The sequence below is a fragment of the Ramlibacter sp. genome, from assembly GCF_036383835.1.
Classification (GTDB): Bacteria; Pseudomonadota; Gammaproteobacteria; order Burkholderiales; family Burkholderiaceae_C; genus Ramlibacter.
The window spans coordinates 1-20967 of the sequence record NZ_DASVNN010000034.1 but is presented as its reverse complement, the minus strand read 5'-3'; the positions used below and the strand labels follow the sequence as shown (position 1 = coordinate 20967).

Here is a 20967-nt window from a genome sequence, read left to right as displayed (position 1 = left end):
CTGCGACTGCCGCTGCGACTGCGGAGGCGCGGCAGCTTCGCGTGCGGGCGCGGCCGGCGGCTTCGCGGGCACCGGAGCGATCGCCCCCTGCGCCGGCGGTGCCGGCATGGGCGCCGGCGCCTGCGCCACCGCGACCTCCTGCCGCGCCGGTGGCGACGCCCAGCGCTCGCTCAGCACCACGCCGCCGGCCACGAGCGCGACGCTCGCGAAGGCGATCCACCGCAGCGCCTGCGGCTGTCCTCGCGGCGCGGCCCACCAGCGCCGCCACCACGGCTGCATCGCGCCATGCGCCGCCGCGCGGATCGCTTCGCGGATGCGCGCCGGCGGCTGCGCGTGCGCGTCGGGCGCCTCCTCCAGCGCCTTGCGCAGGCGGGCGTCGCGCAGCTCGGTCATCGCGCCGGCTCCAGCGCTTCGAGGTACTGGCCCATGCAGCCGCGCAGCTTGCGCAATGCGTAGCGCAGGCGGCTCTTGGCCGTCTCGAAAGGCAGCGCGAGCCGCTGCGCGAGGTCCTCGACGCTCGCGCCGTCCTCGTGGTGCAGCAGGAAGGCGGCGCGCTGCGCGGCGGGCAATGCTTCCAGGCAATGCAGCAGCTGCGCGCCGGCCGCGCGCCAGAAGGCGTGGTCCTCGCTGGAAGGCGCAACGTGGTCCAGGCGCGCCATCAGCCACTCGAGCGGATCGTCTTCGTCCTCGCGCTCCAGCGCGACTTCGCGGCCGGCGACGCGCAGGCGGTCCATCGCGGCGTTGTGGGCGATGGTGAAGGCCCAGGTGCGCCAGGCCGCGCCCCGCGGCACGAAGCTCGCGCGGGCGGCCACGATCCGCAGCCACGCATCCTGGAACACCTCGTCGGCCTGCGCCGCCAGGGGCGCGCCCAGCAGCCGCCGCACGAAGCGGTAGAGGGCGGCTTCGTGGCGGGCATAGAGCACGTCGAAGGCAGCGGCATCGCCGCCGGCATAGGCCAGCATCAGGTCCTCGTCCGGCAGTTCGCGGAAGGCGGGGGGCATGGGCGGATTCTCACACCACGTTCTACGGCGGCCGCGGCGGATCGGGGTTAAAACCGGCGGCGCCGCGAACCCCGTCGCGGCCGCTGCGCCGTGCAAGCGACACACCTTGCCAAGGAGTGTCCATGAAGAAACATCCCCTTTCGCGCCGCATCGGCGCCGTGCTGTGCGCGCCCCTGCTCGTGGCCGCCGCAGCGACCGCGCAGCCGCTGTGGCCGGAACCCAGGCCGGAGCCGCGGCCCGAACAGGCGCTGCGCGCCGGGCCGCGCAGCGTGCCCAACTTCGAGGCGCCGTCCGCCACCCATTGCGCACGGCCGGTGAGCACCCGCGAGGTGCCCGGCTTCGCCGACCCCGATCCGCAGGGTCGCGCCGGCGTTCCGGATGCGCTGGCCAAGGCCGCCCCCGAAGCGCGCGGCACGGAGGACCGCATGCGCCGCGAAGCGCCGCCCTCCGCGGTCGCGTCGCCTGCGCCGAGGGCCCCGGCCGCGCCCGGTATCGCAGCCCGCGAATCTTTCGCGCCGCACGATCCAGCCCCGGCGCAGCCGCAATGGGCCGCGCCGCCGACGGTCACCGCCGGCGTGGTGGACGACAACGCCGACTTCAGCGCCTATCTCGCCTTTCGCGAGCGCACGCGCGTGGAGCACCGCCCGCGCGACGTCCGCCGGCGCCACCTGCTGGAGGTCAAGGACCGCCGCGGCCGACCGGTCGGCGACGCCGAGGTGGCGGTGCAGGGCAGCAGCGGCTACGCCATGTGGGCCCGCACCGACGCCGGCGGCCGTGCCTGGCTGCACCCCGACGCCTTCGACCCGCTGCGCTCGCCGCAATACGAAGTGGTGGTGCGCAAGGACGGCGCCCAGTCCTCGGCGCGGCTTGCGCGCGGGCAGAAGAGCGCAGTCGAAGTGGTGCTGGACGCCGCGGCCCCGGCGCCGCGCGCGCGGCTGGACCTGGTGTTCCTGATCGATGCGACCGGCTCCATGGCCGACGAGATCGACAAGCTGAAGGCGACGCTGCGCACCATCACGGCCGAAGTCGCGGCGCTGCCCAGCCGGCCCGACATCTGCCTGGGCCTGGTGGCCTATCGCGACCGCGGCGACGCCTTCGTGCTGCGCAGCCACGATTTCACCAACGACGTCGGGGCCTTCCTGCAACAGGCGCTGTATCCGCTGCAGGCGGCCGGCGGCGGCGACTACCCGGAAGCGATGAACGAGGCGCTGCACGACACGGTGCACCAGCTCAGCTGGCGCGGCGACGGCGCCACCCGGCTGGTGATCCTGCTCGCCGACGCGCCGCCGCACCTGGACTACGGCGCCCCGCACTACGACGAGGACATGCTGGCCGCGCTGGGCAAGGGCATCAAGGTGTTCGGCGTCGGCGCCAGCGGGCTGGACCGCCAGGGGGAATTCATCCAGCGGCAGATCGCCCAGTACACCGGCGGCAAGTTCGTGTTCCTGACTTACGCCGACGCGCACCGGCCGGGCAGCGGGCCCGGCCGCGAGACCGTGCACGACGTGAAGAATTATTCGGTCGACACGCTGGATCGCCTGGTCGTGCGCCTGATCACCGAGGAGCTCGCGAAGGCCGGCCGCTGAGCGCGCGCGAAACCGCTATAATCGTCGGCTTCGGCGCTTTAGCTCAGTTGGTTAGAGCGATGGAATCATAATCCACAGGTCCGGGGTTCGAGTCCCTGAAGCGCCACCAGACAAATAAGGGTTGCCGGCAACTGCCGTCAACCCTTTTTCCTTGGTCGCCCTCCAAGCCGGATGCGTGCCCGGCCCGACAGCTCAGGCGCTGGCGTTCGCGCTGCGCGGATCAGCAATCCCACTCGCAGACGATCTGCCGCTCGCGCCGGGGCGGCGACTTGCGTTCGCCCGCCTGGGATCGCTGCTCCCCTCCCCAGGCATCGGCCCGTGGCTTGGGCTCCACCGCGTCACGCCCGGAATCCTTCGCCTGCGGCGGGCGCTCGCTGGAGCAGAAATACTCTTCTTCGAAGATGTCGGGCATTGTTCTCTCCTCGAGACGGAAGAGCGATGGTTGGATGGCCCCGGGACAGGGGCCGTCGGACTGCGCCGCACCGCCTTGTCGGAACGCGCCGACAAGACGACGGGCGGTCGGGGCCGTGCCACGGGCAGTTGCGGCTTGCGCAGGCGGCCGTGGCGCCTCTGGCACAATTTCGCTCCACGGCGTGCCGCCCATGCGTCACGAACCGCCGCCACGACGCCTCCGCGTTGACACCGCTCGGCCCGTCGAGCAAAGTGCCCCGCAATGGCACATCACAGCCTCTGGCTCTACACCATGAACCGCTGGACCCGAACCGCCCTCCTGGGCCTCACGCTTGCCGCCACCGCGGCCACCGCGCAGATCGAATCGATCCGCGGCGCGCCGAAGGACGTGAAGCCCGCCATCATTGCCGTCAGCGCCACGCCGCCGATCATCCAGGTCGAAGGCAAGGACGACCGCTTCTCCCCCGGCGTGCGCATCCGCGACCGCGACAACCGCCTGGTGCTCACCGGCACGCTGGCCGGCAAGTCGGTCTACACCCTCTACAAGCGCGACGCCGCCGGCCTCGTGCACGAGGTGTGGCTGCTGAACGAACAGGAATTCGCGAAGCTCGGCGGCACCAGCGCGGACCTCGGCAACCCCGAGGGCTACAAGCGCTTCCAGGAGCTGCTGGAACTGATCTGGGCCGCGCGCTGGCTGCTGCTGAAGTGAGGGTGCGATGAAAAAGGTCTACATCAAGACCTTCGGCTGCCAGATGAACGAGTACGACTCGGACAAGATGGCGGACGTGATGAACGCGGCCGAAGGCTACGAGCCGACGCAGGATCCGGAGCAGGCCGACCTGATCCTGTTCAACACCTGCTCCGTGCGCGAGAAGGCGCAGGAGAAGGTCTTCTCCGACCTCGGGCGCGTGAAGCACCTGAAGCAAAAGGGCGTGCTGATCGGCGTGGGCGGCTGCGTCGCGTCGCAGGAAGGCGCGGCGATCATCGCGCGCGCACCCTATGTGGACGTGGTGGTCGGGCCGCAGACGCTGCACCGCCTGCCGCAACTGCTGGCCGAACGCGAGCGCCAGCATCGGCCGCAGGTGGACATCAGCTTCCCCGAGATCGAGAAGTTCGACAACCTGCCGCCGGCGCGGGTGGACGGCGCCTCCGCCTTCGTCTCGATCATGGAAGGCTGCTCCAAGTACTGCAGCTACTGCGTGGTTCCTTACACCCGCGGCGAGGAAGTGTCGCGTCCCTTCGAGGACGTGCTGACCGAGATCGCCGGCCTGGCCGACCAGGGCGTGAAGGAAGTGACGCTGCTCGGGCAGAACGTCAACGCCTACCGCGGCAGGATGGGCGGCACTTCGGAGATCGCCGATTTCGCGCTGCTGATCGAGTACGTGGCGGAGATCCCCGGCATCGCCCGCATCCGCTACACGACCAGCCACCCGAACGAATTCACGCAGCGGCTGGTGAACGTCTACGGCAAGGTGCCGCAGCTGGTGAGCCACCTGCACCTGCCGGTGCAGCACGGCAGCGACCGCATCCTGATGGCGATGAAGCGCAACTACACCGCCATGGAGTACAAGAGCACGATCCGCAAGCTGCGCGCCGTGCGGCCGGACCTCTCGCTGTCGTCCGACTTCATCGTCGGCTTCCCCGGCGAGACGGAGGACGACTTCGCGAAGATGATGAAGCTGGTGCACGACGTCGGCTACGACGCCAGCTTCTCCTTCATCTTCAGCCCGCGTCCCGGCACGCCGGCGGCGGCGCTGCACGACGACACGCCGCACGAGGTGAAGCTGAAAAGGCTGCAGCACCTGCAGGCGATGCTGGAGGACAACGTGCAGCGCATCAGCGCGAGCCGCGTCGGCACCGTGCAGCGCATCCTCGTCGAAGGCCCTTCGCGCAAGGACCCCAACGAGCTGATGGGCCGCACCGAGTGCAACCGCATCGTCAACTTCGCCGGCCCGCAGCGGCTGGTGGGGCAGATGGTGGACGTGACGATCACGCAGGCGCTGCCGCATTCGCTGCGCGCCGAGGTGGTCACGAGCGAGCGGCTGGCCGCCTGAGGAGATGGCCGGCGAAAGTCTCCCGGAGGACGCGCTGGCCCTCGTCGAACGGCAGGCGGAGCGCTGGGCCGATCCGCGCACGCAGCAACGCGCGCAGGAACAGGTGCGACTGGCGGCACAGCGCGCGCGCGCCAGCGAGCCGCGGGTGGGCGGCCTGCTGAAGCAGCTGGAGAAGGCGCCGCGCATCCAGCACAGGATCTTCTGGCTGCGCCAGCTGGCCGAGGTGTTCGGCGAATCGGTCGGCCCGCATTCCGCCTGCAGCGCCGGTTGCGACGCGTGCTGCCGCCAGCCGGTGGTGCTGACGCAGCAGGAGGCCGAAGTGATCGCGCGCGAGACCGGGGCTCCGCTGCACCAGCCCGCGACCTGGAGCGCGAAGGGCGATGAACGCTACGTGGCGCAGCCCTGCTCGTTCCTCGAGGACTCGCGCTGCACGATCTACGAGCACCGGCCGATGGTGTGCCGGCTGATGTTCAGCATGGACGTCGACGACCTCCTGTGCCATCGCGTGCCGGGAGCGCTGTCGCACATGCCGTACGCCGACTACAGCCAGCACAAGGAGCTGTACCTGCGCGCCCACCTGGGCAAGGTGAAGAGCGAGGAGGCGCTGCAGGCGGGACTGCAGCAGCTGAAGCTGGCCGACATCCGGGAGTTCTTCCCCCAGGGCGCCGGCCGCCGTTGAGACCTACTCGATCCGCGCGCCGGACGCCTTGACCAGCATCCCGGCCTGCTCGTCGTCCGCCCGCAGCAGCTTCTGGAACGCGTCCACCGACATCGTTCCGCCCTCCACGCCCAGCAGCACCAGCCGCTGCTGCACGGCCGGATCCGCCAGCACCTTGTTCATCGCGGCGTTGATCTTGTCCACGTCGGAGCGGGGCATGGTCGACGGCGCCAGCAGGCCGAACCAGGTGTCGAACTTGTAGCCCGGCACGCCGGCCTCGGCCACCGTCGGCAGCTCCGGCAGGAATTTCGAACGCTGGGCGCCGGTGTAGGCGAGCAGCTTGATGCGCGCGTCGCTCTTGAAGCCCATGACGCCGACCAGCGCCGGCACGACACCCTGCACCCGGCCGGCGAGCACCTCGTTCACCGCGTCGCCGGTGGATTTCATCGGCACGTGCTGCATCTGGGCACCGGCCTTGGCCAGGAAGTAGGCCATGCCCAGGTGCGTCGCGCTGCCGTTGCCGGCCGACGCGTAGTTCAGCTTGCCCGGCTGCGACTTCACCATCTTCACGTAGTCCGCCAGCGTGTTCACGCCCAGGTTGCCGGGCGCGGCGATCACGTAGCCGGAGTTGCCGATGTAGGCGACACCGGTGAAGTCCTTGACGGGGTCGTAGCCCAGCTTGCTGTACAGGTGGCCGGCCAGCATGTGGCTCGCCGCGGACAGCACCAGGGTGTTGTTGTCCGTGGACTTGGCGACGGCCTGCGTGCCCACCGTGCCACCGGCGCCCGGCCGGTTCTCCACGATGACGGAGGCGCCCAGCGCCTGCCCCAGCTCCTGGCTGAAGGTGCGCGCGACCGTGTCCTGCACCGCGCCGGGCCCGTAAGGCACCACGATCTTGACGACGCGCTGGGCGAATGCGGGCGAGGCCGCGGCGGCGGCGAGGACCAGCGCCACGGCGGCGCTGCGGAAGGTTCGAACAGTCATGAAATCTCCTTGACGAAGGGTCTGATCCTGTGCCGCCGCGGAACCGGCTTTGCCGGGCCGCTGGGGGCGCCCCCTTGAGGGGGAGGCGGCCGGAGGCCGCTTCGGGGGTGGGTCATGTTCTGGCGAGCCACTTCTGCGCCAGCCGGACGAAATAGCTGGCGCCGATGGGGATGATCTCGTCGTTGAAGTCGAACGAGGTGTTGTGGATGATGCAGGGACCGGGCCCGTGCTCCGGCAGGCGGTGGCCGCCGTCGCCGTTGCCGATGAAGGCGTAGCAGCCGGGCTTGACGCGCAGCATGTGCGCGAAGTCCTCGGCGGCCATCACTGCCGGGTACTGGTCGTCCACGTTGGCCGCGCCCACCACTTCGCGCATCGCGTCGGCGGCGAACTGCGCTTCGCGCGCGTGGTTCACCACGGGCGGCGAGGCGCGGCGGAAGCTCGGCTCGGCGCGGCAGCCATGCGCCGCGGCGATGCCTTCGGCCAGCCGCCGGATGCCGGCTTCGATCTTGTCGGTCGCTTCCACCGAGAAGGTGCGCACGGTGCCACCCACCCACGCTTCGTCGGGGATCACGTTGGGCGCGACCGAGCCCTGGATCTGCGTGACGGCGAGCAGCGCGCGTTCGGTCGAGGGGATCACCTTCGCCACCAGCGTCTGCAGCTGCTGGCCCAGGTCGATCACCGCCGCCACCGGGTCGACGCCCGTGTGCGGCTGCGACGCGTGCGTGCCGCGGCCGTGCATGACGATCTTCCAGGTGTTGCTGGAGGCCATGAGCGGCCCGGGATTCACCGCGAAGGTGCCGGTGGGCACCGCGAAGTTGTGCAGCGCGAACACGGCCTCGCAGGGGAAGCGCTCGAACAGGCCTTCCTGCACCATCTTCAGCGCGCCCGCCTTCCCCATCTCCTCGGCCGGCTGGAAGATGAAGTTCACCGTGCCGTCGAAGTCGCGCGCCTTGGCGAGGTGCCACGCCGCCGCCAGCAGCATGGTCGTATGGCCGTCGTGGCCGCAGGCGTGCATGCGGCCGTCGTGTTGCGAACGGTGCGCAAAGTGGTTCTCTTCCTGCAGAGGCAGCGCGTCGAGGTCGGCGCGCAGGCCGATGCTGCGCTTGCCGCTGCCCTGGCGCAGCACGCCCACCACGCCGGTGCCGGCGATGCCGGTGTGCACTTCGATCTCCCATTCGCGCAGGCGCTCGGCCACCAGCTGCGAAGTGCGGTGCTCCTCGAAACCGAGTTCGGGGTGCATGTGGATGTCGCGCCGCAGGGCGACGAAGCGGGAGGTGTCGGCGAAGCTATCGACAAGATTCATGGGCGTTTCCAGTGGAGGCGGCAGTATAAGCAGCGGCCTTACACCAGGTCTCCCACGCGTGCTGCTCAACAAAGAACGGTTGCAATTGCGCGCGTTGTATTTGCGCGGATGGGGCGGAGGTCACCCCCCGGGATCGGACGCCCTCTCCATACTCGGCCGCTCTTACAAGGGAGAAAACAGTTTGACTTCACGACAGCATCGTTCCACCGCATTCCGCCTCGGTGCCCTCGGCATCGCCGTGCTCGGCGCCACGCTGGGCACGCAGGCCCTGGCGCAGTTCGTGCCCGGCGCCTACATCGGCGGCAACGTCGGACGCGCGTCCACGGATTTCGATGCACCGCCGCCCCTCGTGGCACCCGGCACCGGTTTCAGCCAGGACGAGCGCGACACCGCATGGAAGCTCTTCGGCGGCTACCAGTTCCACCGCAACTTCGCGATCGAAGGCGGCTACTACGACCTGGGCAGCTATGACTACGGTTATGCGGCTCCGGGCGGCGCCGGCAATTCGCGCTACCAGGGCCTGAACCTGGACCTGGTGGGCACCCTGCCCGTCACGGACCGCTTCTCCGCCTTCGCCCGCGTCGGCGCGGCCTACACGCGCTCGCGCACCACCTTCGGCGGCGTCGGCCGCACCGGCCGTGACTGGGGCCCGAAGGTCGGCGTCGGCGTCGAGTACGCGTTCACGCCGCAGCTGTCCGTGCGCGGCGAGTGGGAGCGCTACCGCGTCGACGAGCCGGTGCGCGGCCGCGGCAACATCGACGTCGCTTCGGTCGGCCTCGTCTACCGCTTCGGCGCCCCGGCGCCCACGCGCGTGGTCGCCCCGGCGCCCGCGCCGATCATCGTGACGCCCGCCCCGGCCCCCGCCCGCGCGCCGGTGGTGGTGACGCCGGCGCCCGCCCCGGTGGTGGTGACGCCCGCACCTGCGCCCGCCCCGGCACCCGCGGCGCGCCCGTACCGCAACTGAGGCACGCGCCCGCAGCAGGAAACCCGCCTCGGCGGGTTTCTTTTTTTTGTGGAGCGAACGCTTGCGGTTCAGTGCGCGGGATGCGCCTGCCACGCCGTCGCGTGGCCTGCCGGTTGCCGCACTTCGTAGGACCCGAACAGGTCCTGCGGCCTGCGCGACTCCGGCAGGATGTAGACGATGCCGCCCGATCCGCTGAAGGTCGATCGCACGACGGCGTCGTAGAAGGACACCGGCACGTTGATGCAGCCGTAGGTGATGCGGCGCTCGGCGGACACCTTGCTTTGCAGGCGCTGCAGCCGGCGCTCCTGCGGCACGCTCGTCACCACCCGATGCAGCGCGAGCGCCGAGTCGTAGTCCACCCACAGGATGTCCTCGCCCCTGGGCCCCTGCCCCATGACAGCCGTGAAGCGGCCGGCCGGCGTGGTCCGCTCCTCGGGGCGGATGCTCGCGATCTCGCGGCTGCCGATGCCGGGCACCGACTCGTCGCCGCGGGCCGCGCCGACCAGCGCCGGGCTCGATCCGCGCAAGCGGCCTTCGGCATCGAAGACGAACACGCGGCTGTCCCGCTTGTCGACGATCACGAAGGGCAGGCCGCCCGGATCGCCGGAATCCACCGCCCAGTCGGCCACGTGCCGCACGTCGGCCGACGCCTGCTCGCCGCGCAGGTCCGCCAGCTTGGCGCTGCGCAAGGGGAGCTGGCCGGCCACCGCCGGCGCCTGGGGAAACAGCACCGCGGCGATGGCCAGCGCGGCCAGGCCGCGGCCGAGGGCCGAAGAAACGGAGCGCGTTCGCGAACGCGAGTACGGCATGCAAGCCTCCCTGTCCTGATCGCCCGGATTGTTCGGAAAGGCGATGGACCTGAGTGGCCCGGCAGGCCGGCGTTCAAGTAGGCACTGCGCGCGAATCAGAGAGGGATCGCGGCCTACAGCGCCTCGAAAGGCAGCGCTTCTAGAACGGCAGCTTCGGCATGCCCTTGCCGCCACCCAGCCTCTTCATCAACTTCATCATCCCGCCGCCCTTCATCTTCTTCATCATCGTCTGCATCTGCTCGAACTCGTTGAGCAGGCGGTTGACTTCCTGCACCTGCACGCCGGCGCCGGCGGCGATGCGGCGCTTGCGGGTGGCCTTGATGATGTCGGGCTTGCGCCGCTCGTGCGGCGTCATGCTGCAGATGATGCCTTCCTTGCGGCGGATGTCGCGTTCGGCCTTGCCCATGTCGACCTGGCCGGCCTTGGCCTGCAGCTGCGCCGGCATCTTGTCCATCAGCGTGGACAGGCCGCCCATCTGCTTCATCTGCTGCAGCTGCGCGAGGAAGTCGTTGAGGTCGAAGCCCTCGCCGCTCTTGACCTTGGCGGCCAGCTTCTGCGCAGCCTCCATGTCGACGCCGGCCTGCACCTGTTCCACCAGCGCGACGATGTCGCCCATGCCCAGGATCCGGCCCGCATGGCGTTCGGCATCGAACACCTCCAGGCCGTCGATCTTCTCGCTGACGCCGGCGAACTTGATCGGGGCGCCGGTGACCTGCCGCACCGACAGCGCCGCGCCGCCGCGCGAATCGCCATCGAGCTTGGTCAGCACGATACCGGTGAGCGGCAGCGCCTCCTTGAAGGCCTTGGCGGTGTTGATCGCGTCCTGGCCCTGCATCGCGTCGACCACGAACAGCGTCTCCACCGGGTGGATGGCGGCGTGCAGGTCCTTGATCTCGCGCATCATGGCCTCGTCGATCGCGAGGCGGCCGGCGGTGTCGACCAGCAGCACGTCGAAGTAGCCGCGGCGGGCGTGGTCGACGGCAGCCCGCGCGATGTCCACCGGCTTCTGGTCCGGCGTGCTCGGGAACCATTCGGCGCCGGCCTGCCGCGTCACCGTCTTCAGCTGCTCGATGGCCGCCGGCCGGTAGACGTCGCCCGAGACCGTCAGCACCTTCTTCCTGCGCTTCTCGATCAGGTGCTTGGCCAGCTTGGCGGTGGTGGTGGTCTTGCCCGCGCCCTGCAGGCCGGCCATCAGGATCACCGCGGGCGGCTGGGTGGCCAGGTCGATGTCGCTCACGCCCTCGCCCATGGTCTTCACCAGCTCGCGGTGGACGATGCCCACCAGCGCCTGGCCGGGGTTGAGCGAGCCCACCACCTCGTGGCCCAGCGCCTTCTCCTTGACGCGGGCGACGAAGTCGCGCACCACGGGCAGGGCGACGTCGGCCTCCAGCAGGGCCATCCGGACCTCGCGCAGCATCTCCTGCACGTTGTCTTCGGTGATGCGCGCCTGGCCGCGCATCTGCTTGACCAGTCGGGAAAGTTTGTCGGAAAGGGCAGAGGCCATGAGGAAGTGGGGGTTGCGCCACAGGACCGCCGCCCGCGGCGACGGTGGGCAAAAGCCCAGGGGCTAAACTCGGTCCATGATTTTATCCAGTGCCTCCCCGGCGAGTGTGGCGCTCACCATCGCGGCCGCCGCGGCGTACGCCGTGCCGGCGGCCGGCCATGCCCGGCTGAGCGAGCGCGCCGCGCGGACCGCGCTGATCGCGGCCTGGGTGCTGCATGCGGGGGCGCTGGCCTGGGGCCTGCTGGGCGCGTCGCCGCGCTTCGGCTTCGCCCCGGCCCTGTCCGTCACCGCCTGGCTGGTGCTCACGGTCTACGCCGTGGAGCGCCAGATGTTCCCGCAGCTGCGGGCCCGCTGGGCGCTCGCGGGACTGGGCGCGGCCGCGGTGCTGCTGGCGCTGGTGTTCCCCGGCACGCCCCTGCACGTGAGCGGGTCGCCGTGGCTGCCGCTGCACTGGGCCCTCGGCGTGGCGGCCTACGGCCTGCTCGCCGCCGCCGTGGTGCATGCCTGGCTGATGCAGCGCACCGAACAGACCATGCGGCTGGGCGAGGAACCACAGGCCGGCGTGCCGCTGCTGACGCTGGAACGCCTCACCTTCCGTTTCGCGACCGCCGGCTTCGTGCTGCTGTCGGCGACGCTGCTGGCCGGCATCTTCTTCTCCGAGTCGCTGTACGGCCGCGCCTGGCGCTGGGACCACAAGACGGTGCTCTCGCTGCTGGCCTGGGTGGCCTTCGCCCTGCTGCTGCTCGGTCGGGCGCGCTTCGGCTGGCGCGGCCGCAAGGCCGTGCGCGTGATCTACGTCGGCTCCCTGCTGCTGCTGCTGGCCTACGTGGGCTCGCGATTCGTGCTGGAAGTCGTGCTGGGACGCTCCGCGTGAAGTACCTGCTCCTGATCGTCGTGCTCGTGATCGCGTACATGATGTGGCGCAACGCCCGCATCGAACGCAAGGGCCCGCCGTCCGCGCGCCCGCCCGGGCCCGCGGACGGCCCGCAGGAGATGGTGGCCTGCGCGGCGTGCGGCGTGCACCTGCCGCGCACCGACGCCCTGCCCGGCCCCGACGGGCGCCTGTACTGCTGCCAGGACCACCGGCAGCGCGCCGGCGGCTAGGGACCCAGCGCATGCCGGCCTCCCAACCCCCATCGCAGCCCGGCTGGGGCCATTCGACGTGGACCTGGGCCGCGCCGGCCCCGGCGGCGGAGCCGCCGCCTTCGGCCTTCCAGCGCCTGTGGCTGGGATTCATGGTGGCGCGCATCGCCGTCGCCGTGGTGCTGCTGGCGGTGCTGGGCGGGCTGATGACCCTCAGGCTCGCGCCGCTCAACGTCTGGCAGCTGGGACTGTGCGGCACCTATCTCGTCGCCTCGCTGGCGGTGCGGACGTTCACGCGCCCGGCGTTTCCGGGGCGCACCTTCGACCCGCAATGGGTCTCCACCATCGGCATCGACCTGCTGGCGTTCTCCACGCTGCACTTCCTGCAGGCCGCCGGCCTCAACTTCTCGCCGCTGTTCGCGCTGCCGGTGCTGACGGCCTCGGTGCTGGGCTCGGCGCTGCTGGGCCTGGGCACCGCCGCCGCGGTGACGCTGCTGCTGCTGATCGACGCCGGCGTGCAGTCCCTGGAAGGCGCAGAGCACACTTCGCGCCTGGTGCAGGCGGGCCTCGCCGGCGGCGGCTACTTCGTGGTGGCGGTGCTCGCCAACCAGCTGGCCGTGCGCCTGGCACGCGAGGAAAAGTCCGCTCGGCGCAGCCTGTCGGCCGCGCGCACGCAGGCACACGTCAACGAGCTGGTGATCGAGAACCTCACCGACGGCCTGCTGGTGGTCGGACCGGACTGGCGCATCCACGCCGCGAATCCTTCCGCGCGCACGCTGCTGGCGTGGCAGGCGCGCGAAGCGCCGGCCTCGCTCGCGCTGGTGGCGCGCCCGGGCTGGAAGCCGCTGGCCGCGCTGGCCCAGCGCACCTTCGACACCGGCGCCGCGCAGAACGCCGACCTCGCGCTGGAACTGGCCGCCGGCGAGCGCCTGCACCTGCGCGTGCGCACCCGCCTCACCCCGCCGCAGGAGGCCATCACCGACGCGCTGTGCGTGATGTTCCTGCAGGACCTGCGCGAGGCCGAAGCGCAGCTGCGTACCGAGAAGCTGGCCGCGATGGGCCGCATGTCGGCCGCGGTGGCGCACGAGATCCGCAATCCGCTCGCCGCGATCGCGCAGGCCAACGGGCTGCTGGGCGAGGAGCTCGCGGATCCGGACCAGCAGCGGCTGGTGGCGATGGTGCGCAAGAACGCCCAGCGGCTGTCGCAGATCGTCGACGAGATCCTGAATCTGGCACGGGTCCATCCGCGCACCGTCGATTGGCTGGAACTCGATCCGGTGGTGGAGGGATTCCTGGAGGAGTGGGAGCGACACGCGCGCGCCGGCGAGCGGCTGCAGATGCAGTTCGGCTCGCGGCCGGCCTGGGCCGCATTCGACGGCGAACACCTGCGCCGCGTGCTCGTCAACCTGCTGGACAACGCGCTGCGCTATGCGTCTTCGCGCCGCGGCTCGCTCCAGGTGGCGACCGACCTCGCGGGCGGCCACGCGCGGGTGCAGGTGTGGAGCGACGGCAAGCCGCTCGATACCAGCGTGCAGCGGCACCTGTTCGAGCCCTTCTTCTCCTCCGAGAGCCGGTCGAGCGGACTGGGGCTCTACATCTGCCGCGAGTTGTGCGAGCGCCACGGTGCGGAAATCGCCTATGCGCGCACGACGGCGCCGGACGGCAGCGGCCGCGAGGGAAATTCCTTCACGGTCACGTTCCGCACGCGTACGGCCGTGGTGCCGGGCGGCTCACCGTTTGACACAATACGCGCCTGATGCCGCAAGCCACCGCGTCCCCGGCCCATGTGCTCGTCGTCGACGACGAACCCGACCTCCGAACCCTCTACGAGCTCACGCTGCTGCGCGAGGGCTACCGGGTGGACGCCGCCAGCACGCTGGCCGAAGCCACGCAACTGCTCGACGAGCGCAGGTTCGACGCGGTGATCACCGACATGCGCCTGCCCGACGGCCTCGGCCTCGAGCTGCTGCAGCGCATGGGCGCGCAGCAGCGCAGCGAGCGCTGCGTGGTGATGACGGCCTACGGTTCCGCCGAGAACGCGGTGGAGGCCCTCAAGGCCGGCGCCTTCGACTACCTCACCAAGCCGGTCGACCTGACGCAGTTCCGCACGGTCGTTGCGTCCGCGATCCAGGAGACCGCGATGCCCGAACGCGCGCGGCCGGCCGCCGGCGTGCGCGCGGCCGCTGCCGGCACGGACCGCATCAGGGGCGGCTCGGCCCTGCAGCGGCTGGTGGGCGAGTCGCCGTCCATGCGCCAGGTGAAGGAACGCGTCGCCAAGGTGGCGCGCAGCATGGCGCCGGTGCTGGTGCGCGGCGAGTCCGGCACCGGCAAGGAACTGGTGGCGCGCGCGATCCATGCGTGCAGCCACCGTGCCGACGGCCCCTTCATCGCCGTCAACTGCAGCGCCATCCCGGAGACGCTGCTGGAAGCGGAGTTCTTCGGCGCGAAGAAGGGTTCGTACACCGGCTCCACCGCGGACCGCGAAGGCTATTTCCAGGCGGCCGGCGGCGGCACGCTGTTCCTCGACGAGATCGGCGACCTGCCGCTGCCCATGCAGTCCAAGCTGCTGCGCGCCATCCAGGAACGCAGCGTGCGCGCGATCGGCTCCACCCAGGAGGAATCGGTGGACGTGCGCGTCGTGAGCGCGACGCACAAGGACCTCGCCGCCGACGTGCAGGCCGGCCGCTTCCGGCAGGACCTGTTCTACCGCCTGAACGTGATCGAGATCGTGGTGCCGCCCCTGCGCGAGCGCCGCGAGGACCTGCCGGCCCTGTGCGAGGCGCTGCTGGCGCGCATCGCCGCCGAGGCCGGGATGCCGGCGCCGCAGCTGTCCCCACAGGTGCTGCAGCAGCTGCAGTCGCACCCGCTGCCCGGCAACGTGCGCGAGCTGGAGAACCTGCTGCACCGCGCGCTGGCGCTTTCGGACGGCTCGCAGTTGCAGGTGGACCTGGCGCCGGGTGCGCCGGCGGCGGTCCCTGCCGAAGCCGCGCCCGCCGTCGCCGCCGCGGCCCCGGCGAGCGCACCGGCCGGGGTGCCGAACGACCTGCAGGCCTACCTGGACCAGCAGGAGCGCGAGATCCTGGTGAAGGCGCTGCGCGAGACCAACTTCAACCGCACGGCGGCGGCCCAGAAACTGGGCCTGAGCCTGCGGCAGATCCGCTACCGCATCGCGCGGCTGGCGATCGCCACGCCCGGCAGCGAAGACGCCGATGACCCCGCAGCCTCCTGATGCCCTGTGGGACGGCGGCTGGTACCGCTTCGCCCACCGCATCGCCTCGCCCAACTTCGGCCCGCGCCCCGCGCAGGCCGCCATCGACCTGGTCGTGGTGCATTCGATCAGCCTGCCGCCCGGCATTTACGGCGGCGACGAGGTCGAGCGCCTGTTCACCAACACGCTGGACTGGGACGCGCACCCCTACTTCCAGCAGATCCGCGGCATGCAGGTGTCGGCGCACTTCTTCATCCGCCGCGACGGCGCGCTGCTGCAGTTCGTGAGCTGCGACGAGCGCGCCTGGCATGCCGGGACATCCAGCTACCGCGGCCGCGACAACTGCAACGACGACTCGATCGGCATCGAGCTGGAAGGCATCGAGGGCGGGACCTTCGAGCCGGCGCAGTACGAGGCGCTGACCTCGCTCGCCGCCGCCCTCGCGCAGCGCTACCCGATCCGCCACGTCGCCGGCCACGAGGACATCGCGCCGGGCCGCAAGCAGGATCCCGGCGCGGGGTTCGAATGGGCCCTGCTGCAGCGCGACCTGGGCTGGCCGCGCGACTGGTTCCCGCGGGCCTGAGGCGAGCGCATCGCGCGCCGCGCGCGCGCCAACTTTTTTCCCCGCAACGGCAGAGGAGCTTCCTGGCGCCGCCGCAGCCGCACGACCCGGCGGTGGATAAGTGGGCTCGCGCGCCGCGTCGCCGCGATGCATGCCCGCGCGGGCCGCGCCAATGCTGCGTCCGCGCGCGACGCCCGCGGCGTGCCGACGGGGCGCGGTGGGGTGAAGTGACTGTGGACACCGCTGTGCAAGGGCGTGACCAGTCAGGGTTCGCGGACACTACCTATAGTGGCGCACACCGCACAACAACACCATGGGTAGTGTACGGACGCGATTTGCACCCGTACACTTCTCCCCGAGCGTGCCTCCGAAATCGCATCTTCCGTATGGGCTACTCGAACGAACAAGTCGGCATTTGACCGGCGATTCGATGTGCTGAAGACGGTTGAATCAGGCTGCGAGTAGCGGGGCAGCTCACTTCGAACCTTTTTGGTGACTCGGGGTTCGATCTGCGGGCTTTGGACCGCCGCACTCATGTGCGCCGGGATCTGAGTTGCAGGAACAGGGAAGCCCCCACAGTGTCAGAAAGGAGGCCAATCATGGCCGACTCCAACGACCCGATTGTCATCTTTAGGATGACGATCACCCGCGGGGGGCGGAAGATCCGCCGCGCCGACGGGAAGCCCTGGAAGATCGTGCTGCGGTCTCGTCCGCGAGACTAAGCGCACGGCAAGTGCAATAGGGGATTTTTTCGGGGGCGGCCGCCCCCGCTTTTATTCGCAATCGCAGGATGGCCGCGGAAGCGTACTGACTGCCTCGCCAACGCGCAGCACATCACGAGCCGCCAAATCAGAGCGCCTCACCGTTGTTGGCTCGGGAGGGGGCGAACTTCCCGCTGGCTCCAGGCCTCCAAAGCGTTTCCGCATCACTCCTCGATCAGGCCAAGCTCTCGTAACCTGATTGCCATGGCGCCGACAGAGATGTTGAACGTCTCTGCGAGTGATCTGAAGTGATCGCCATTAAAGGAGCGAGCGCTCGCAACCGCCGCAGCGAACTTGTACGAGGAAGGTCCAGCTCGCATCAACGCGTGCGCCGACTCTCCGCAAAGGTTGAACGCGACGGCGTCCGTCAACGGAAGCGGTGCCCGAAGGCCGAAACGCCTTTCAAATTGCTCTTCGATCAATCGGCGGGGAGCAAGCAAACACGCTGCGAAGTAGTCCGCTTCCTTCTCGATCCGATCTTTGCCAGGCCTAGGCATGTCAAAGACGGGCCTGTCGCGGTGAATGATCGTTCCCGGATGGGCAAGGACTGCGTGGCCGAGTTCGTGCGCCGCAGTGAAGCGGCCCTCCTCATGACGGAACTTGAGGGAGACACGAATGATCCGGCGTTGTTGGTCTAACAGGCCTGCGATCTCGAATCTCAAATCCCGAGTGCCCCAGTTTCCGAGGGAGGGCTCGAACGTCAATTCGTACCCAAGATGGCTCGCCACAACTTCGGGCTCAATCATCTGCATTGGACTGAGAAAACCGGGTCGCTCTTCCATCTCCCGCCGATAAATGCGGCCGAGCAAAGTTCGAGCCTCAACTTCAATGGCGTAGTAGTCCATGCGACCTCCGGGGAGATGAACTGTACGCTATATATGGGGTCATTGCCAGCCTTGGACCCTACATTTAGTGTTTTCCCCTCCTCTTTCCGGATCCACGAAAGACGTCCTGCACCGGATCCGAACAACGTTATCCACAGCGGCAGCTCGCCTCGGCAACAGCTTGGCGTCTGAAGCGAGAACGCGGTCAAAACACACCGGGAAGAGCTTCGAGTCGTCATTTTTGGGGATCACTCTGTGGAGAACCTGTTGGTGCACCGGCCGGAACCTGTGGCCAATTTGCACCGGGAAAACGCTAGATGTAGGGGCATGCAAAGTTCTTCACACTACATATAGTGTTTTGCGGCGCATGCGAATACACTAGTCGCAGGTCACACGAGGAGAAGAAATGAGAAGTGAGCCACAGAGCGATCGGCTGCGAGCGTCATGCACAGCTCGTTCCCCTCTCAACTTCTCGCCTCTTTCCCGAAAACCTCCATGTCCTAGTTCAAGCAACTAGGCGTCGTCGCGGCTCCGGCCGCCCAAATCCGCTCCCCCTAGTCACACGACACTAGTCCGTGAGCGGGAGCGTTCGTGTGTCTTTACTCGAACAACACCTCAGGAAGAAACATGCAATCTGCCGCCGTCACCCAGATTCAGTCTGCCCATCCCCTACAAGGGCAGTTCGCCACGATTCCTCGGGCGGGAGAACCTCCTGCCGGCTTAGCGAATTACCAGATCATCCGCCGCAACGGCGCGGTGGTCCCCTTCGAGCCGAGCAAGATCGGCATCGCGATGATGAAGGCCTTCCTGGCGGTACACGGCACCACCGGCGCGGCCTCGGCTTCGGTCCGCGAAACCGTCGACGTGCTGACCCAGGCCGTCGTCAAGGCGATGGTGCGCTCCCGCCCGGGCGGCGGCACCTTCCACATCGAGGACGTGCAGGACCAGGTCGAACTGGGCCTGATGCGCAGCGGCCAGCACGACGTCGCCCGCGCCTACGTGCTGTACCGCGAGCGCCGTTCGCAGGAACGCGCCAAGCAGGGCCAGCAGGAAGCGCCGGCCGCGCCGCAGTTCCACGTGCTCGATCGCGGCCAGCGCGTGCCGCTGGACATCGGCGCGCTGCAGGCACTGATCGTGTCCGCCTGCGAGGGCCTGGGCACGGACGTCAAGCCCGAGCCGATCGTCGCCGAGACCCAGCGCAACCTGTACGACGGCGTGCCGCTCGACGAGGTCTACAAGGCCTCCATCCTGGCCGCCCGCACGCTGATCGAGAAGGAGCCCGACTACACCTTCGTCACGGCGCGCCTGCTGCTGCACACGATCTTCAAGGAGGTGCTGGGCGCCGAGGTGGCGCCCGCCGAGCGCGCCGCCGCCTACGCCGACAACTTCCCGCTGTTCATCAAGAAGGGCGTGGAGAACGAGCTGCTCGACGAGAGGCTGCTGCAGTACGACCTGAAGCGCCTGGGCGGCGCCCTCCAGGCCGACCGCGACCTGAAGTTCGACTACCTCGGCCTGCAGACCCTGTACGACCGCTACTTCCTGCACGTGCGCAAGGCGCGCATCGAGCTGCCGCAGGCCTTCTTCATGCGCGTGGCCATGGGCCTGGCGCTCAACGAGATCGACCGCGAGGCGCGCGCCATCGAGTTCTACGAGGTGCTCTCCAGCTTCGACTTCATGTCGTCGACGCCGACGCTGTTCAACAGCGGCTCGCTGCGCTCCCAGCTGTCGTCCTGCTACCTGACCACGGTGCCGGACGACCTGGACGGCATCTACGAGTCGATCAAGGAAAACGCGCTGCTGTCGAAATTTGCCGGCGGCCTGGGCAACGACTGGACCCGCGTGCGCGCCCTGGGCTCGCACATCAAGGGCACCAACGGCGAATCGCAGGGCGTGGTGCCCTTCCTGAAGGTCGTGAACGACACCGCCGTGGCGGTGAACCAGGGCGGCAAGCGCAAGGGCGCCGTCTGCGCCTACCTGGAGACCTGGCACCTGGACGTGGAAGAGTTCCTGGAGCTGCGCAAGAACACCGGCGACGACCGCCGCCGCACCCACGACATGAACACGGCCAACTGGATCCCCGACCTGTTCATGCGCCGCGTGATGGAAAAGGGCGAGTGGACCCTGTTCTCGCCGGCCTCCGTGCCGGACCTGCACGACAAGTTCGGCACCGAGTTCGAGAAGGCCTACCTCGCCTATGAAGAGAAGGCGAAGCGCGGCGAGATCAAGCCGAGCAAGTCCGTGGTGGCGACCGACCTGTGGCGCAAGATGCTCTCGATGCTGTTCGAGACCGGCCACCCCTGGATCACCTTCAAGGACGCCTGCAACGTGCGCTCGCCCCAGCAGCACGCCGGCGTGGTGCACTCGTCCAACCTGTGCACCGAGATCACGCTGAACACGTCCGACACCGAGACGGCCGTCTGCAACCTGGGTTCCGTGAACCTGCTGCAGCACCTGAAGGACGGCAAGGTCGACCAGGAGAAGCTGAAGCGCACCATCTCCACCGCGATGCGGATGCTCGACAACGTGATCGACATCAACTACTACGCCGTGAAGAAGGCCCGCGACTCCAACATGCGCCACCGCCCGGTGGGCCTGGGCGTGATGGGCTTCCAGGACGCGCTGTACGAACTGCGCATCCCCTACGCCAGCCAGGACGCCATCCAGTTCGCCGACGAGTCCATGGAGGCCGTCTGCTACTACGCCTACTGGGCGTCCACCGAACTGGCGCGCGAGCGCGGCCGCTATTCCAGCTACAAGGGTTCGCTGTGGGACCAGGGCGTCCTGCCGCTGGACACCCTGAACCTGCTGGCACGGCAGCGCGGCGAGCACTACGTCGACGTCGACCGCTCCGCCACCCTGGACTGGGACGCGCTGCGCGGCAAGATCGCCGCCGACGGCATGCGCAACAGCAACTGCGTGGCCATCGCCCCGACCGCGACGATCTCCAACATCATCGGCGTGGACGCCTCGATCGAGCCCTGCTTCGGCAACCTGTCGGTCAAGTCCAACCTGTCCGGCGAGTTCACGGTGATCAACCACTACCTGGTGCGCGACCTCAAGCGCCTGGGCCTGTGGGACGACGTGATGGTCATGGACCTGAAGCACTTCGACGGTTCGCTGCGCCCGATCGACCGCGTGCCGCAGGAGGTCAAGTCCCTGTACGCGACCGCCTTCGAGGTCGAGCCGGTGTGGCTGGTGGAAGCCGCCGCCCGCCGCCAGAAGTGGATCGACCAGGCGCAGTCGCTGAACATCTAC

The 20967-nt window shown here is 69.3% G+C and carries 18 protein-coding genes, 1 tRNA gene and 1 pseudogene; 12 read left to right on the top strand and 8 right to left on the bottom strand.

The annotated features are described in order from the left end of the window. Together VF522_RS05655 and VF522_RS05650 are read right to left on the bottom strand one after the other, a co-directional pair. A pseudogene (locus VF522_RS05655) lies at positions 1-393 on the bottom strand (hypothetical protein); the annotation flags it as partial. Continuing rightward, positions 390-1001: a sigma-70 family RNA polymerase sigma factor gene (locus tag VF522_RS05650; protein WP_330907257.1), complete on the bottom strand. Its 612-nt coding sequence runs from the start codon at positions 999-1001 to the stop codon at positions 390-392. The pseudogene VF522_RS05655 and the gene VF522_RS05650, both read right to left, overlap by 4 nt. Positions 1002-1123: 122 nt before the next feature. Here VF522_RS05650 and VF522_RS05645 point away from each other — a divergent pair, with 122 nt between their 5' ends. Together VF522_RS05645 and VF522_RS05640 are read left to right on the top strand one after the other, a co-directional pair. Next, positions 1124-2587, top strand: coding sequence for a vWA domain-containing protein (locus VF522_RS05645; protein WP_330907256.1), 1464 nt, complete (start codon positions 1124-1126; stop codon positions 2585-2587). 32 nt (positions 2588-2619) lie between these two features. Further along, positions 2620-2696 (top strand) — tRNA-Met (locus VF522_RS05640). 111 nt (positions 2697-2807) lie between these two features. Here the strand turns inward: VF522_RS05640 and VF522_RS05635 are convergent. Next, complete coding sequence (locus VF522_RS05635) at positions 2808-2999, bottom strand: hypothetical protein (RefSeq protein WP_330907255.1); 192 nt, start codon at positions 2997-2999, stop codon at positions 2808-2810. A gap of 261 nt (positions 3000-3260) precedes the next feature. Here VF522_RS05635 and VF522_RS05630 point away from each other — a divergent pair, with 261 nt between their 5' ends. The 3 genes from VF522_RS05630 to VF522_RS05620 are packed head-to-tail and all read left to right on the top strand — an operon-like array spanning position 3261 to position 5731. Continuing rightward, the gene (locus VF522_RS05630) at positions 3261-3707 is read left to right on the top strand and encodes a hypothetical protein (protein WP_330907254.1); all 447 of its coding nucleotides are present in this window, start codon (positions 3261-3263) and stop codon (positions 3705-3707) included. Positions 3708-3714: 7 nt separating this feature from the next. Continuing rightward, complete coding sequence (miaB, locus tag VF522_RS05625) at positions 3715-5052, top strand: tRNA (N6-isopentenyl adenosine(37)-C2)-methylthiotransferase MiaB (protein ID WP_330907253.1); 1338 nt, start codon at positions 3715-3717, stop codon at positions 5050-5052. A gap of 4 nt (positions 5053-5056) precedes the next feature. Continuing rightward, complete coding sequence (locus VF522_RS05620; RefSeq protein ID WP_330907252.1) at positions 5057-5731, top strand: YkgJ family cysteine cluster protein; 675 nt, start codon at positions 5057-5059, stop codon at positions 5729-5731. 3 nt (positions 5732-5734) lie between these two features. Here VF522_RS05620 and VF522_RS05615 read toward each other — a convergent pair whose 3' ends face one another. Continuing rightward, positions 5735-6694 carry a tripartite tricarboxylate transporter substrate-binding protein gene (locus tag VF522_RS05615; RefSeq protein WP_330907251.1) on the bottom strand — a complete coding sequence of 320 codons (960 nt, stop codon included), beginning with the start codon at positions 6692-6694 and terminating at the stop codon, positions 5735-5737. A 112-nt stretch (positions 6695-6806) separates the two neighbouring features. Continuing rightward, positions 6807-7997, bottom strand: a complete 1191-nt coding sequence (locus VF522_RS05610; RefSeq protein ID WP_330907250.1) for a M20 aminoacylase family protein — start codon at positions 7995-7997, stop codon at positions 6807-6809. Positions 7998-8178: 181 nt separating this feature from the next. Here VF522_RS05610 and VF522_RS05605 point away from each other — a divergent pair, with 181 nt between their 5' ends. Beyond that, positions 8179-8961 (top strand): porin family protein, encoded by a 783-nt coding sequence (locus VF522_RS05605; protein WP_330907249.1) that lies wholly within the window; start codon positions 8179-8181, stop codon positions 8959-8961. Between the two features lie 68 nt (positions 8962-9029). Here VF522_RS05605 and VF522_RS05600 read toward each other — a convergent pair whose 3' ends face one another. Then, positions 9030-9770: a hypothetical protein gene (locus VF522_RS05600; protein ID WP_330907248.1), complete on the bottom strand. Its 741-nt coding sequence runs from the start codon at positions 9768-9770 to the stop codon at positions 9030-9032. Between the two features lie 139 nt (positions 9771-9909). Continuing rightward, positions 9910-11274: a signal recognition particle protein gene (ffh, locus tag VF522_RS05595; protein WP_330907247.1), complete on the bottom strand. Its 1365-nt coding sequence runs from the start codon at positions 11272-11274 to the stop codon at positions 9910-9912. Between the two features lie 76 nt (positions 11275-11350). Between ffh and VF522_RS05590 the strand changes: the two genes are divergently transcribed. The 5 genes from VF522_RS05590 to ampD are packed head-to-tail and all read left to right on the top strand — an operon-like array spanning position 11351 to position 16148. Beyond that, positions 11351-12148, top strand: a complete 798-nt coding sequence (locus VF522_RS05590) for a cytochrome C assembly family protein (RefSeq protein WP_330907246.1) — start codon at positions 11351-11353, stop codon at positions 12146-12148. Continuing rightward, the gene (locus VF522_RS05585) at positions 12145-12378 is read left to right on the top strand and encodes a PP0621 family protein (RefSeq protein WP_330907245.1); all 234 of its coding nucleotides are present in this window, start codon (positions 12145-12147) and stop codon (positions 12376-12378) included. The genes VF522_RS05590 and VF522_RS05585 overlap by 4 nt, the downstream gene beginning before the upstream one ends. An 11-nt stretch (positions 12379-12389) precedes the next feature. Next, positions 12390-14114, top strand: a complete 1725-nt coding sequence (locus VF522_RS05580; RefSeq protein WP_330907244.1) for a sensor histidine kinase — start codon at positions 12390-12392, stop codon at positions 14112-14114. Next, the gene (locus VF522_RS05575) at positions 14114-15586 is read left to right on the top strand and encodes a sigma-54 dependent transcriptional regulator (RefSeq protein ID WP_330907243.1); all 1473 of its coding nucleotides are present in this window, start codon (positions 14114-14116) and stop codon (positions 15584-15586) included. The genes VF522_RS05580 and VF522_RS05575 overlap by 1 nt, the downstream gene beginning before the upstream one ends. Further along, positions 15567-16148: a 1,6-anhydro-N-acetylmuramyl-L-alanine amidase AmpD gene (gene ampD, locus VF522_RS05570; protein ID WP_330907242.1), complete on the top strand. Its 582-nt coding sequence runs from the start codon at positions 15567-15569 to the stop codon at positions 16146-16148. Before VF522_RS05575 ends, ampD begins: the two co-directional genes overlap by 20 nt. Positions 16149-17052: 904 nt before the next feature. On the opposite strand, the gene VF522_RS05565 is transcribed toward ampD, so the two are convergent. Beyond that, positions 17053-17733, bottom strand: a complete 681-nt coding sequence (locus VF522_RS05565; protein WP_330907241.1) for an ImmA/IrrE family metallo-endopeptidase — start codon at positions 17731-17733, stop codon at positions 17053-17055. Between the two features lie 606 nt (positions 17734-18339). On the opposite strand from VF522_RS05565, the gene VF522_RS05560 reads away from it, so the two are divergent. Then, the coding region (locus VF522_RS05560) for a ribonucleoside-diphosphate reductase subunit alpha (protein WP_330907240.1) at positions 18340-20967 on the top strand (2628 nt) is incomplete at its 3' end.

Bases quoted from the DNA above. Each gene is read 5' to 3' on its own strand.
- VF522_RS05650 (WP_330907257.1), bottom strand. From the start codon at position 1,001: ATGCCCCCCGCCTTCCGCGAACTGCCGGACGAGGACCTGATGCTGGCC.
- VF522_RS05645 (WP_330907256.1), top strand. From the start codon at position 1,124: ATGAAGAAACATCCCCTTTCGCGCCGCATCGGCGCCGTGCTGTGCGCG.
- VF522_RS05635 (WP_330907255.1), bottom strand. From the start codon at position 2,999: ATGCCCGACATCTTCGAAGAAGAGTATTTCTGCTCCAGCGAGCGCCCG.
- VF522_RS05630 (WP_330907254.1), top strand. From the start codon at position 3,261: ATGGCACATCACAGCCTCTGGCTCTACACCATGAACCGCTGGACCCGA.
- miaB (WP_330907253.1), top strand. From the start codon at position 3,715: ATGAAAAAGGTCTACATCAAGACCTTCGGCTGCCAGATGAACGAGTAC.
- VF522_RS05620 (WP_330907252.1), top strand. From the start codon at position 5,057: ATGGCCGGCGAAAGTCTCCCGGAGGACGCGCTGGCCCTCGTCGAACGG.
- VF522_RS05615 (WP_330907251.1), bottom strand. From the start codon at position 6,694: ATGACTGTTCGAACCTTCCGCAGCGCCGCCGTGGCGCTGGTCCTCGCC.
- VF522_RS05610 (WP_330907250.1), bottom strand. From the start codon at position 7,997: ATGAATCTTGTCGATAGCTTCGCCGACACCTCCCGCTTCGTCGCCCTG.
- VF522_RS05600 (WP_330907248.1), bottom strand. From the start codon at position 9,770: ATGCCGTACTCGCGTTCGCGAACGCGCTCCGTTTCTTCGGCCCTCGGC.
- ffh (WP_330907247.1), bottom strand. From the start codon at position 11,274: ATGGCCTCTGCCCTTTCCGACAAACTTTCCCGACTGGTCAAGCAGATG.
- VF522_RS05590 (WP_330907246.1), top strand. From the start codon at position 11,351: ATGATTTTATCCAGTGCCTCCCCGGCGAGTGTGGCGCTCACCATCGCG.
- VF522_RS05580 (WP_330907244.1), top strand. From the start codon at position 12,390: ATGCCGGCCTCCCAACCCCCATCGCAGCCCGGCTGGGGCCATTCGACG.
- VF522_RS05575 (WP_330907243.1), top strand. From the start codon at position 14,114: ATGCCGCAAGCCACCGCGTCCCCGGCCCATGTGCTCGTCGTCGACGAC.
- ampD (WP_330907242.1), top strand. From the start codon at position 15,567: ATGACCCCGCAGCCTCCTGATGCCCTGTGGGACGGCGGCTGGTACCGC.
- VF522_RS05565 (WP_330907241.1), bottom strand. From the start codon at position 17,733: ATGGACTACTACGCCATTGAAGTTGAGGCTCGAACTTTGCTCGGCCGC.